The sequence below is a fragment of the Bradyrhizobium guangdongense genome (assembly GCF_006483445.1).
GTDB classification, from domain to species: domain Bacteria; phylum Pseudomonadota; class Alphaproteobacteria; order Rhizobiales; family Xanthobacteraceae; genus Bradyrhizobium; species Bradyrhizobium guangdongense_A.
On the sequence record NZ_PPPT01000114.1, the window covers coordinates 1 to 13,071 of the forward strand.

A 13,071-nucleotide genomic window follows, 5' to 3' on the forward strand; every position below is an offset into this window, starting at 1 on the left:
CTGCGCGCGGTCGCCGGCGAGACACAACTCGCAAGCCTGATCGCGCTGCATTCCGGGCGTCCGCATCTGCTGATCGATGCCGAGCCCAAGCGCACGCCGTGGATTTCGCCGGCCAAATTCGCCGAGACCGGTGGCGTCGTGGTCTGGCGCGCCTCCGATACCGCCGGGACCCCGCCGCCCGACATCGCAAAGCGTTTTCCCGGCATCGTGCCGGAAGTCCCGCGCGCCTTCGAATGGCTGGTCAACGGCCGTCAGGGACTTTTGCGCATCGGCTGGGCGATCGTGCGGCCGAAGGGCGCGTGATCAAGCCGGCGTCAGCGCCTTCGCGATCGCGCGCAGATCCTGCCAGGCGAGGCGCTTGTAGGACGGCGAGCGCAACAGATAGGCCGGATGGAACGTCGGCAGCGCGCGGATCACGCGTTGACCGGTGTCGTAGTCGAACCAGCGGCCGCGCGTGCGCATGATGCCCGCGCGCGTCGACAGCAGCGTCTGTGTCGAGGGATTGCCGAGCGTCACCAGCACGTCGGGATTCACGAGCTCAATCTGGCGCTGGATGAAGGGCAGGCAGATCTGCGTCTCCTGCGGCGTCGGCGTGCGGTTGCCGGGCGGCCGCCACGGAATGACGTTGGCGATGTAGGCGGTGGTGCGGTTGAGGCCGATCGCGCCGATCATCAGATCGAGCAGCTTTCCGCTGCGCCCGACGAAGGGCAGTCCCTCGATGTCCTCGTCGCGTCCCGGCGCCTCGCCGACGAACATGATGCGCGCCTGCGGATTACCGTCGGCGAACACCAGCCGCGTCGCAGTGTTCTTCAGCGCACAGCCGTCAAAGTTCTGCATCAACTCGCGTAGCGCCTCGAGCGTAGGCGCAGTACGTGCCGCCTCGCGCGCAGTCGCGATCGCGACGTCGGGCGCGGGCGCCGCCTCGCCGCGGATCACGGCAGGCGCTGCAACCGGCCGTGCCGTCTCGGCGAAACCCGGCGCCTGGATCGGCGGCGGGGCCGCGCGCGTCACCGGCGGCGGGGCGTCCGCCTCGGCGAGGCGATCGACCGGTTCCTCCACCAGCGCGCAATCGACACCCGCCTCCAGATAGAAGGCAAGCAGCTCGCGGACGATGGGGGCGGGTTCTGGCATCATGGGAAAGTCTGACTTTTATATCACCTTTGGCCGCCTTGCATCCCAGCGAAACCCGATTCCGAGGTTGTCCTACTCGGAAAAATCGGAAACAAGGGGGCGCAAACGACCTTAGAACGTCTCAAGGGCTGAGATCAGATGAGCACCGAAGAACTTCCCCCGCGCGAATCCATGGAATTCGACGTCGTCATCGTCGGCGCCGGCCCCTCGGGCCTGTCGGCCGCGATCCGGCTGAAGCAGCTCAACGCCGATCTCAACATCGTCGTGGTGGAGAAGGGGTCCGAGGTCGGCGCGCATATTCTGTCCGGTGCCGTGATCGATCCTGCGGGCCTCGACAAGCTCATGCCCGACTGGCGCGAGGACGCCGATTGTCCGCTGAAGACCCAGGTGAAGGAAGACCGCTTCTACTGGATGACGGGCGGGAGCGCGATCAAGCTGCCGAACTTCATGATGCCGCCGCTGATGGACAACCATCACTGCTATATCGGCTCGCTCGGCAATGTCTGCCGCTGGCTGGCCCGGAAAGCCGAAGCGCTGGGCGTCGAGATCTATCCGGGCTTTGCCGCGGCGGAGGTGCTCTATGACGAGCAAGGCGCGGTGAAGGGCATCGCCACCGGCGACATGGGCATCGGCCGCGACGGCAAGCCGAAGGACTCCTTTACCCGTGGCATGGAATTGCTCGGCAAGTACACGCTGTTCGCCGAAGGTGCGCGCGGCAGCCTCACCAAGCAGCTCATCGCGAAATACGCGCTCGACGCCAACAGCGAGCCCGCAAAGTTCGGCATCGGCCTGAAGGAAGTTTGGCAGATCGATCCCGCAAAACACCAGAAGGGCATGATCCAGCATTCGTTCGGCTGGCCGCTCGACCTGAAGACCGGCGGCGGCTCGTTCCTCTATCATTACGACGACAATCTCGTCGCCGTCGGCTTCGTCGTACATTTGAACTACGACGATCCATATCTGTCGCCGTTCGACGAGTTCCAGCGCTTCAAGACCCATCCGTCGATCCGCGGCACGTTTGAGGGTGCCAAGCGGCTCGCCTATGGCGCGCGCGCCATCACCGAGGGTGGCTATCAGTCGGTGCCGAAGCTCAGCTTCCCCGGCGGCGCGCTGGTTGGCTGCGCGGCTGGGTTCGTCAATGTGCCGCGCATCAAGGGCGTGCACAACGCCATGGGCACTGGCATGCTCGCGGCCCAGCATGTCGCCGCGGCACTTGCGGCCGATCGCGCCAATGACGAGATCGTCGATTATGAGAACGCCTGGCGCTCCTCGTCCGTCGGCAAGGATCTGTTCCTGGTCCGCAACGTCAAGCCCTTGTGGTCGAAGTTCGGCACGGTGCTCGGCGTCGCGCTCGGCGGCTTCGACATGTGGTGCAACACGCTGTTCGGCGGCTCGTTGTTCGGCACGCAGTCGCATGCCAAGCCCGACCGCTCGACGCTCGATCCCGCCAAGCAACACGCACCAAGAGCCTATCCGAAGCCGGACGGAAAAATCTCCTTCGACAAGTTGTCGTCAGTATTCCTGTCCAACACCAATCATGAGGAGGACCAGCCGGTCCATCTCAGGGTTGCGGATATGAACCTGCAGAGGACCTCGGAGCACGACGTCTTCGCAGGTCCCTCGAACCGCTATTGCCCGGCCGGCGTCTACGAGTGGGTGGAGGAGGGCGCAGCTCCGCGCTTCCAGATCAACGCCCAGAATTGCGTCCATTGCAAAACCTGCGACGTCAAAGACCCGAACGGCAACATCACCTGGGTTCCGCCGGAAGGCGGCGGCGGGCCGAACTACGAGGCCATGTAACTGGGCCATGTAGCGACCGGGCTATGTGACGCACGTTCGCGTGAGTAGGGGGCGGCAAACGGCCGTCCCGGTCACGATAAGGCCACAGTAAAAGCGTTTTGGGGCGGGCAGTTGGCGCCCCGGAGGCGAAAGGCAAATCGCCTCCCGATTCTGTGCCGAATCCTTGCGGATGCGGCTCAAAAGCGGCATTGTTCCCGGCCATGAAGGTTCCGGGTCCCGATGCCGCCGGTCGCGTTCGCATGCGAGACGACCCCTTACTCCCAAACTCAAGGCGAGCCCTGATGTTCTCAAATCGTTTCAACCGCTGGACTGTTGCCGCCCTTGCCCTCGCTGGCTCCGCACTCGTGGCGGTCCCCGGCGCGGTCGTGGCGCAGACGCCGGACCACCCGCAGGACACGGCGTCCCAGTTTCCGACCCGAAACGATCTGAAATCGCTGACCGGTGCCGGCAGCTATCTCGCCGCCCGCCATGCCAGCGTCGAGCGCGATGCGTCGTCGGCGGCCGCCTTCTATCGCTCCGCGTTGCGCACCGATCCCAAGAACAACGAGCTGCTCGACCGCGCATTTATCTCCTCGGTCGCCGACGGCGACATCGATGAAGCGGTCAAGCTCGCCGAGCGCATCCTCACCATCGACAAGTCGAACCGCGTCGCGCGCCTCGTCGTCGGCGTGCACGATCTGAAGGTGAAGAAATACGCGGCCGCGCAGACCAATATCAGCCAGTCGATCCGCGGTCCCATCACCGACCTCGTCGCGACGCTGTTGTCGGGCTGGGCCTCCTACGGCGCCGGCGATGTCAAGGGCGGTGTTGCCACCATCGACAAGCTGACGGGCCCGGAATGGTATCCGCTGTTCAAGGATCTCCACGCCGGCATGATCCTCGAACTCTCCGGCAAGGAGAAGGATGCGGGCACCCGCTTCGAGCGCGCCTACAAGCTCGACGATTCCATGCTGCGCATCAGCGAGGCCTATGCGCGCTGGTTGTCGCGCAACAAGGATTCCGCGGCCGCCATCAACGTCTACCAGGCGTTCGACAAGAAGCTCGCCCGCCATCCGCTGATCCAGGAAGGCCTGCGCGAGACTAAGGCCGGCAAGAAGCTGCCGCCGCTGATCGATTCCGCGCAGGCCGGTGCTGCCGAAGCGCTCTATGGCATCGGCGCCACGCTGACCCGCCGCGGCGGTGAAGATCTCGCGCTCGTCTATCTCCAGCTCGCGCTCTATCTGCAGCCGACCCATCCGCTCGCGCTGCTCTCGCTCGCCGACCTCTATGAATCGGTGAAGCGGCCGCAGATGGCGATCAAGGTCTATGAGCGTGTGCCGGCCAATTCGCCGCTCAAGCGCAACGCGCAAATCCAGCTCGCGGTCGACCTCGATTCCGCCGACCGCACCGACGAGGCGATCAAGATCCTCAAGGGCGTCGTCGTCGACGATCCCAAGGATCTCGAGGCCATCATGGCGCTCGGCAATATCGAGCGCGGCCGCAAGAAGTTCGGCGATTGCGGCGGGACCTATTCGAAGGGCATCGAGGTGCTGCCGGCCGGCGCCGACAAGGCCAACAGCGTCTGGTACTATTATCGCGGCATCTGCGAGGAACGCTCCAAGCAGTGGGGCAAGGCCGAGGCCGACATGAAGAAGGCGCTCGAGCTGCAGCCTGATCAGCCGCATGTGCTCAACTATCTCGGTTATTCCTGGATCGACCAGGGCATCAACCTCGACGACGGCATGAAGATGATCAAGCGCGCTGTCGAGCAACGCCCCGACGACGGCTACATCGTCGACTCGCTCGGGTGGGCTTACTATCGCATCGGCAATTACGAGGAGGCGGTGAAGAACCTCGAGCGCGCGATCGACCTCAAGCCCGAGGATCCCACCATCAACGACCATCTCGGCGACGCCTATTGGCGCGTCGGCCGGACGCTGGAGGCCAAATTCCAGTGGGCGCACGCCCGCGACCTCAAGCCCGAACCGGACGATCTGCCGAAGATCGAGGCCAAGATCGCCAACGGGCTGACGGAAGATTCCAATCCGTCGGCGGCGCAGGCCGACAAGAAGAAAGACGACGGCAAGGGCGGCTGAGGCGAAACGTAAAGAGTGTTGGGGGCGATCGCCGATGCCGACGTTGATTGAAGAGGGGCGCGCGAAGGTCAATCTGAGCCTTCGCGTCATCGGCCGTCGCACCGACGGCTACCATGATCTGGAAAGCGTGGTCGCGTTCGCCGACTGTGCCGATCATCTCACGCTCGAACCGGGCGCGGAGCTGAAGCTCTCCACGACGGGACCGCTCGCATCATTCTGCGGTGAGACCGCTGATAATCTCGTGCTTAAGGCGGCGCGGCTTCTGGCCGAGGCAGTGCCCGGCCTGAAGGTCGGCGCCTTCTCGCTCGAAAAAGTGCTCCCCGTCGCTGCCGGCATCGGTGGCGGTTCGGCGGATGCTGCCGCCGCACTTCGTCTGCTCGCGCGTCTCAATGGTCTGTCGCTCGACGATCCCAGGCTTCAGGACGTCGCGCTCCAGACCGGCGCCGACGTGCCGGTGTGCGTGGCGTCGCGCGCCTGCAACATGACCGGTGTCGGCGAGCAGCTCTTGCCGCTGAGCATCCCGACGATGCCTTGCGTCATGGTCAATCCGCGTCTGGCCGTCGCGACCAAGGATGTTTTTGCAGCACTCGGCTTGCGCAATGGCGAGCTGCTCGTCGGTGCCACCGACGTCCTGCAGTCGCCGTCCTGGCCTGACGCCGGCGCCTCGCTTGAAGACTGGGTCGAAGCGCTCGCCACGAACTCGAACGATCTGGAGGAGCCCGCGACACGCGTCCAGCCCGTGATCGGCGAGGTGATCGCGGCGCTCAACGCCACCAACGGCGCCTGGCTCGCGCGGATGTCGGGCTCCGGCGCGACCTGCTTTGCGATCTACGAAAACACCGCCGATGCCCACCGCGCCGCCGAGAAGATCCGCCAAGAGCAGCCCGGCTGGTGGGTGCATTCGGGGACGTTGAGCTAGTCTCTCCTCTCGTCATTGCTTCGCTGCGCTCGCAATGACGATGTGGAAGCAGATGCTCGCCGCTCGCACCACTGCCGTAGGGTGGGCAAAGCGAAGCGTGCCCACCACTTTTCGGGATGTGAGAGAAGAGGTGGGCACGGCGCTATCGCGCCTTTGCCCACCCTACGGCAGCTCGCTTCGCCGGGACGACGCCGAGGATGCGGCAGCTGTTATCGCTCAGTGCGACCGTGCTAGGCAGAATGCCACCACCTGCTCCAGCGCGTTCTTCATCGGCGAATTCGGGAACAGCGCGAGCGCGTCGACCGCCATGGCGCCATAGTGCTGGGCGCGGCTGAGCGTATCTTCGAGCGCGCGGTGCTTGTTCATCAGCCCGATGGCGTGATCGAGATCGCCATCGCCGATCTCGCCGCGCTCCAGTGCGCGGATCCAGAAGGCGCGTTCGGCGTCGTTGCCGCGCCGGAAGGCCAGCACCACGGGAAGCGTGATCTTGCCTTCGCGGAAATCGTCGCCGGTGTTCTTGCCGAGCTTCGCACTCTTGCCGCCATAGTCGAGCACGTCGTCGACGAGCTGGAAGGCGATGCCGAGGTTCATGCCGACGGAGCGGCAAGCGGTTTGCTCCGCCTTCGGGCGGTTTGCGATGACGGGGCCGACCTCGCAGGCCGCCGCAAACAGCTCGGCGGTCTTGCCTCTGATAACGGCGAGATATTCATCCTCGGTGGTCGCGGTGTTCTTGGCGGCCGCAAGCTGCATCACCTCGCCCTCGGCGATGGTGGCGGCGGCTGCCGAGAGGATGTCGAGTGCGCGCAGCGATCCGACCTCGACCATCATCCGAAACGCCTGGCCCAGCAGGAAGTCGCCGACCAGAACGCTCGCCTCGTTGCCCCACAGCATGCGCGCCGACAGCTTGCCGCGCCGCATCTCGCTCTCGTCGACGACGTCGTCATGGAGCAGGGTCGCCGTGTGCATGAACTCGACGGAGGCGGCGAGCTTGATGTGGCCGTCGCCGGTGTAGCCGGCGAGGTTGGCCATGGCGAGCGTCAGCATCGGCCGCAGCCGCTTGCCGCCGGAGGAGATCAAATGGTTGGCGACTTCCGGGATCATGGTCACTTCGGAGCCGGTCCGCGACAGGATCGTCCCGTTGACGCGCTCCATGTCAGGGGCGACAAGGGCAACCAGCTCTTCGATCGACGCGCCGGGAGTTTCGAAAGGGACGATGACGGCCACGCCGGTCTCCAATATTTGCCCCGGAAGGGCTATCTTCGGTGCTTAGACAATAGAAACTGCGAGCGGATGCGGCAAGAGCGGGAACTGATTGACATTTCCGCCGTATTTGCCCTCAGGCAGGAGGCTTTCTTGCGCGAACTGGTGCGGACCAACGACATGGTGCTGGTATCGGCGATCGGTGCGTTGCTCGACGGCGCCAACATCCACCATCTGGTGCTGGACCAGAACATGAGCATCATCGAGGGCTCGCTCGGCATCCTGCCGCGGCGGATCCTGGTCCATGAGGACGACGCCGGCGAGGCGCGTCAGCTTCTCACCGAGGCCGGCCTCAGCCATGAACTGCGCCCCGATGACTGAGCTTGCCGCCAGTCAGCTTGATGTCAGCCAGGATGCGTTTCTCGGCGGACAGTTACACCTGACACAGCCGCGCTCCGGCCATCGCGCCGGGCACGACGCGATCCTGCTGGCGGCGGCGACGTCCGCGCAACCGGGTGCGCGCGTGGTGGATTTCGGCGCCGGTGTCGGCACGGCCGGGCTTGCGCTGGCGCGCCGCATCGCAGGGCTGGATCTGGTGCTGGTCGAGATCGATCCGGAACTTGCGGATCTTGCGCGGGCCAATGCGGCGGCGAATGCGCTTCCCGCAAGGACGCTCGTGCTGGACGTGACGGCGGAGGCGGAGGTCTTCGCAGCCAGCGGCCTGCCGCCTGACAGCGTCGATGTCGTCCTGACCAATCCGCCCTTCAACGATCCGGCGCGCCATCGGGCTTCGCCGGACCAGGCGCGCCAGACTGCGCATGTCGCGGCGGAAGACACCCTGCAGGCCTGGGTGCATGCGGCCCGCCGCATCCTCAAATCCGGCGGCGTGCTGACCCTGATCTGGCGCGCGGATGGGTTGACCGAATTGTTGGCAGCGCTATCACGTGGCTTCGGCAGTCTCGTCGTGCTGCCGGTTCATGGCGATGCGGGCAAGCCTGCGATCCGCGTCTTGGTGCGTGCGGTCAAAGGGGGCAGGGCGCCGACGCGCATTCTTCCCGGCCTGATGCTCAATGAAGAGACAGGTGTGCCTAAAAAACAGATGCCGGAGAGTGTGAGGGAAGTTCTCGAAGGGAGAGCGGTGCTGCCGTTGGCGCAGCTGTGAAACTACTGGGGAAGCGAGTTCGTCTGCTGTTCCTGGGCGGCCGTGAAGCGAATCGCCGTGAAAAGCGCACCCATCAGCAAGATCAGCAGATAAATCTTCATGTCGTTCTCCGCTGCGCCATTGCAGCCGCTTAACGACTGCTTAGCAAAACACGTTCCAGCGAAGTCAATGACAGTCGCGTGATAAGAAATGGTTAAAGCGAGGTAACGGCATGGCCGAACATTCGAACGATCGCGGAGAGTCCGGCCTGATCGACAAGCTCAAGCAATATCTGCCGGCGCGCTTTCGTCCTGGTACCGCTGTCGTGCCCGTGGTGCGGCTGTCGGGTGTGATCGGCGCGGTGACGCCGCTGCGGCCGGGAATGACGCTCGCGGGTCTGGCGCGCGTGCTGGAGCGCGCGTTCTCGGTCCGCAATGCCAAGGCGGTGGCGCTGGTGATCAATTCGCCCGGCGGTTCGCCGGTGCAGTCGCGCCAGATCTATCTGCGCATCAAGCAGCTTGCGGCGGAGAAGAAGCTGCCCGTGCTGGTGTTCGTCGAGGACGTCGCGGCCTCAGGCGGCTACATGATCGCCTGCGCCGGCGACGAGATCTTTTGCGATCCGTCCTCGATCCTCGGCTCGATCGGCGTGGTCGGCGGCAGCTTCGGTTTCCAGGAGGCGATCAAGAAGCTCGGCATCGAGCGCCGGCTCTACACGGCCGGCGAGCACAAGGCGATGCTCGATCCCTTCCTCCCGGAAAACCCCGACGACGTGGCGCGGCTGAAATCGCTCCAGCGCGAGATTCATCAGATCTTCATCGCACTGGTGAAGGGAAGCCGCGGCGCGCGGCTGAAGGGGCCCGACGAGACCCTGTTCACAGGTGAATACTGGGCGGGCGAGACGTCTGTCGCCCTAGGCCTTGCCGACGGGATCGGCGACCTCCGCTCAACTCTTCGTGCCCGCTACGGCGAGAAGGTTCTCACCCCCGTGATCGCCCTGCCGACCGGGCTGTTGTCGGGCCTTTTGGGCCGCAAATCGCCCGGCGCGGGCCAGCTTTCGGCCCTCGACGGGCTGTCCGGCCTGCCGGACGAACTGATCTCGGCCCTGGAAACGCGGGCGATTTGGGCGAAATTTGGGTTCTGACCTCGGCGGTTCCCCGCGCCATTTGGTCCCGGGACATCCGATTGCGGCAAATGCCGGTTTGAGCGAAAATGCTCTTGGGGGTTGAGCATTGAACAAGGATCGACAGATGCCGCCGTTCGTCGCATTTGCGGGTGTTCTGGGTGGGCTCGCCGTGGTCCGCTGGGCCTACAAGACCGCCGTCCGGATCAACCAGGAGCTGGAGGAGATGCGCCTCTCGCGCGTCGCCGAGGCCGCCCATGCCGGGGACATTCCGACGTTGAAGCGCGACCCCGTCACCGGGGCGTATCGGCCGGGTTAGGTGTAATTCACCGTTCAGATCGAGCTGCCGTAGGGTGGGCAAAGCGAAGCGTGCCCACCTCTTCGGTCGCGATTGACGAAAGTTGGTGGGCACGGCGCAAGGGCGCCTCTGCCCACCCTACCGCATCGTGCCTGGAATGGCCCGAATCCGCCCCCTTTGCCTTGATTCCCGCCCCCACCGCCGATACGGTCCCGCGCGATTCAAAACCCCCCGCGAGAGCCTGATCTGCCGATGGATTCCCTGCCCGCCCATATGCGCCCGGAACGTTCGTTCCAGGGCTTTATCCTCGCGCTCCAGCGCTTTTGGGCCGAGCAGGGCTGCGTGATCCTGCAGCCCTACGACATGGAGATGGGCGCGGGCACCTTCCATCCGGCAACCACCTTGCGCGCGCTCGGGCCAAAGCCCTGGAATGCGGCCTATGTGCAGCCGTCGCGCCGGCCCAAGGACGGCCGCTACGGCGAAAATCCCAATCGGATGCAGCACTACTACCAGTTCCAGGTGATCATGAAGCCGTCGCCGCCGAACCTTCAGGAGCTGTACCTGAAGTCGCTCGCCGCGATCGGCATTGATTCCGCCGTGCACGACATCCGCTTCGTCGAGGACGACTGGGAGAGCCCGACGCTGGGCGCCTGGGGCCTGGGATGGGAGTGCTGGTGCGACGGCATGGAGGTGAGCCAGTTCACCTACTTCCAGCAGGTCGCTGGCTTCGAATGCGCGCCGGTCGCCGGCGAGCTGACCTACGGGCTCGAGCGCCTCGCGATGTATGTGCAGGGCGTCGATCGCGTCTACGACCTCAACTTCAATGGCCGCGACGGCGCCGAGAAGGTCACCTATGGCGACGTCTTCCTGCAGGCCGAACGGGAATATTCGCGGCACAACTTTGAAGTCGCCGACACCGCGATGCTGTTCGAGCAGTTCAAGATGGCCGAAGAGGCCTGCAAGAAATATCTCGCGTCGGGTTGGCAAGAAAACGTCAACTTGGGTAATCGCAAAGAACATCTGATGGCGCTGCCGGCCTATGATCAGTGCATCAAGGCGAGCCACGTCTTCAACCTGCTCGATGCGCGCGGAGTCATTTCGGTGACGGAGCGGCAGAGCTACATTCTGCGCGTGCGTGAACTGGCAAAGGCCTGCGGCGAAGCCTGGGTGCACACCGAAGCGGGCGGAGCGGCCTGATGCCCGATCTTTTGCTGGAGCTGTTCTCGGAAGAGATCCCTGCGCGCATGCAGGCGAAGGCGGCGGACGATCTGCGCCGCATGGTCACCGACAAGCTCGTCGCCGAGGGCCTCGTCTATGACGGCGCCAAGGCGTTTGCGACGCCGCGCCGCCTTGCGCTCACCGTGCACGGGATTCCCGCGCGCCAGCCGGACCTCAAGACCGAACGCCGCGGCCCGAAAATGGGCGCGCCGGATGCGGCGGTGCAGGGGTTTCTGAAAGCGACCGGCTTGAAGTCGCTGGATGAAGCAAAAATCCAGCGCGACCCGAAGGGCGATTTCTACATCGCGCTGATCGAAAAGCCGGGCCGCGACGCGATCGACGTGCTCGCCGAAATATTGCCGGTCATCATCCGCACCTTCCCCTGGCCGAAATCGATGCGCTGGGGCGCGCGCTCGGGCAAGCCGGGCTCGCTCAACTGGGTGCGTCCGCTGCACGCGATCACCGCGACGTTTGGGCTGGAGACCGAAGAGCCCGATGTCGTGAAGTTTTCGGTGGATGGGATCGAGAGCGGGCAGACCACCTATGGCCACCGCTTCCTCGCGCCGGCCGCGATCAACGTGCGCCGCTTCGAGGACTACGAAGCCAAGCTGCTCGATGCCAAGGTCGTGCTCGACCCTGAAAGACGCAAGGATGCGATCCTGACCGACGCCAAGCAGCTTGCCTTCGCGCAAGGCTTTGAGCTCGTCGAGGACCAGAATTTGCTCGACGAGGTCGCAGGGCTCGTCGAATGGCCGGTCGTGCTGATGGGCTCGTTCGAGCAGGAGTATTTGAAGACTCCCGACGAAGTGATCCGCGCCACCATCCGCAACAACCAAAAGTGTTTTGTGGTGCGCGATCCCAAAACGGGCAAGCTCGCCAACAAGTTCATCCTGGTCGCCAATATCGAGGCGACCGACGGCGGCGCGACCATCATCGCCGGCAACGAGCGCGTGATCCGCGCGCGGCTGAGCGATGCAAAGTTTTTCTATGAGACGGACTTGAAGACGAAGTTGCAGGACCGGCTGCCGAAGTTCGAGCAGATCGTGTTCCACGAGAAGCTCGGCACACAGGCCGCGCGCATCAAGCGTATCGAAGGCTTGGCCGCCGAGATCGCGCCGCGGGTCGGCGCCGATGTCGCGAAGGCCAAGCGTGCCGCAGCGCTTGCGAAGGCGGATCTGTTGACCGAAGTCGTCGGCGAATTTCCGGAAGTGCAGGGCCTGATGGGCAAGTACTACGCGCTGGCACAAGGCGAGGACGCGTCCGTCGCAGCCGCCTGCGAGGAGCACTACAAGCCGCAGGGCCCCGCCGATCGCGTGCCGACCGATCCGGTCAGTGTGGCTGTGGCGCTGGCTGACAAGATGGATACGCTCGCTGGCTTCTGGGCGATCGACGAGAAACCGACTGGGTCGAAGGATCCGTATGCGCTGCGCCGCGCAGCGCTGGGAGTGATCCGGTTGATTGTGGAGAATGCACTTCGTCTCTCTCTGACGAAGGTGGCGGCCTCGGCTCTCGCCGGTTTGTCTGCGAAGCCTGCCGATGCACAGACGATTCCGAGCGATCTGCTCGCCTTCTTCGCCGACCGCCTCAAAGTTCAGCTCCGCGAGCAGGGCGCGCGGCACGATCTCGTCGACGCCGTGTTCGCGCTCGGCGGCCAGGACGACCTCCTGATGATCGTCCGCCGCGTCGAGGCGCTCGGAAAGTTCCTCGAGTCCGACGACGGCAAGAACCTGCTCGCCGGCACCAAGCGCGCCAGCAACATCCTCTCGATCGAGGAGAAGAAGGACAAGCGTACGTTTGATGGCGCGCCCGATGTTGCGCTCTACACCCTCGCTGAGGAAAAGGCGCTGGCGAAGGCGATCGGCGAGGTGACGGCCGAGGCGAGCGCCGCGGTTGCCAAGGAAGATTTTGCGAGCGCGATGAGCGCGATGGCAAAGCTGCGTCCGCCGGTCGATGCGTTCTTCGACAAGGTTCGCGTCAACGACGAGGACCCGAAGGTGCGCGAGAACAGGCTGAAGCTGCTGAACGAGATCCGCAGCGCAACGCGTGCGGTCGCGGACTTTTCGAAGATCCAGGATTGATCTGGTGCCCCGGATGCTGCGCAGTGCGCCGCCCCTTGGCGGCGTGGTGCGCTGCTGATCCGGGGCCCATGCAGGCGTGCACTCGGCTTCT

At 64.7% G+C, this 13,071-nt stretch carries 11 protein-coding genes and 1 pseudogene; 10 read left to right on the forward strand and 2 right to left on the reverse strand.

Annotation, left to right across the window (positions count from 1 at the left end; all coding sequences use genetic code 11):
• A pseudogene (locus C2U70_RS16820) lies at positions 1-303 on the forward strand (glycosyltransferase family 39 protein); the annotation flags it as partial.
• Here C2U70_RS16820 and C2U70_RS16825 read toward each other — a convergent pair.
• Positions 304-1,134 (reverse strand): uracil-DNA glycosylase, encoded by an 831-nt coding sequence (locus tag C2U70_RS16825; RefSeq protein WP_140979549.1) that lies wholly within the window; start codon positions 1,132-1,134, stop codon positions 304-306. It abuts the pseudogene before it with no gap.
• A 135-nt stretch (positions 1,135-1,269) separates the two neighbouring features.
• Here C2U70_RS16825 and C2U70_RS16830 point away from each other — a divergent pair, with 135 nt between their 5' ends.
• The 3 genes from C2U70_RS16830 (at position 1,270) to C2U70_RS16840 (ending at position 5,925) form a co-directional block, all read left to right on the forward strand.
• Positions 1,270-2,931: an electron transfer flavoprotein-ubiquinone oxidoreductase gene (locus C2U70_RS16830; protein WP_140979550.1), complete on the forward strand. Its 1,662-nt coding sequence runs from the start codon at positions 1,270-1,272 to the stop codon at positions 2,929-2,931.
• Positions 2,932-3,212: 281 nt separating this feature from the next.
• On the forward strand, positions 3,213-5,006 hold the full coding sequence (locus C2U70_RS16835) for a tetratricopeptide repeat protein (RefSeq protein ID WP_140979551.1): 1,794 nt from the start codon (positions 3,213-3,215) through the stop codon (positions 5,004-5,006).
• A 34-nt stretch (positions 5,007-5,040) separates the two neighbouring features.
• A complete protein-coding gene (locus tag C2U70_RS16840; protein ID WP_140979552.1) occupies positions 5,041-5,925 on the forward strand; it encodes a 4-(cytidine 5'-diphospho)-2-C-methyl-D-erythritol kinase in 885 nt (294 codons plus the stop codon).
• Positions 5,926-6,141: 216 nt separating this feature from the next.
• On the opposite strand, the gene C2U70_RS16845 is transcribed toward C2U70_RS16840, so the two are convergent.
• Entirely contained in the window at positions 6,142-7,149 is a 1,008-nt protein-coding gene (locus C2U70_RS16845; protein WP_140979553.1) for a polyprenyl synthetase family protein, read from the reverse strand.
• A gap of 129 nt (positions 7,150-7,278) precedes the next feature.
• Here C2U70_RS16845 and C2U70_RS16850 point away from each other — a divergent pair, with 129 nt between their 5' ends.
• From C2U70_RS16850 to glyS, 6 genes are all read left to right on the forward strand, one after another.
• Positions 7,279-7,506, forward strand: coding sequence for a DUF2007 domain-containing protein (locus tag C2U70_RS16850; protein ID WP_140979554.1), 228 nt, complete (start codon positions 7,279-7,281; stop codon positions 7,504-7,506).
• Positions 7,499-8,287 (forward strand): tRNA1(Val) (adenine(37)-N6)-methyltransferase, encoded by a 789-nt coding sequence (locus C2U70_RS16855; RefSeq protein ID WP_140979555.1) that lies wholly within the window; start codon positions 7,499-7,501, stop codon positions 8,285-8,287. The genes C2U70_RS16850 and C2U70_RS16855 overlap by 8 nt, the downstream gene beginning before the upstream one ends.
• A 211-nt stretch (positions 8,288-8,498) precedes the next feature.
• Complete coding sequence (locus C2U70_RS16860) at positions 8,499-9,407, forward strand: S49 family peptidase (RefSeq protein ID WP_140979556.1); 909 nt, start codon at positions 8,499-8,501, stop codon at positions 9,405-9,407.
• Between the two features lie 106 nt (positions 9,408-9,513).
• Positions 9,514-9,705, forward strand: coding sequence for a hypothetical protein (locus C2U70_RS16865; RefSeq protein ID WP_140979591.1), 192 nt, complete (start codon positions 9,514-9,516; stop codon positions 9,703-9,705).
• Positions 9,706-9,936: 231 nt separating this feature from the next.
• Entirely contained in the window at positions 9,937-10,881 is a 945-nt protein-coding gene (locus C2U70_RS16870; RefSeq protein WP_140979557.1) for a glycine--tRNA ligase subunit alpha, read from the forward strand.
• On the forward strand, positions 10,881-12,980 hold the full coding sequence (gene glyS / locus C2U70_RS16875) for a glycine--tRNA ligase subunit beta (protein ID WP_140979558.1): 2,100 nt from the start codon (positions 10,881-10,883) through the stop codon (positions 12,978-12,980). Before C2U70_RS16870 ends, glyS begins: the two co-directional genes overlap by 1 nt.
• Positions 12,981-13,071: the final 91 nt, after the last annotated feature.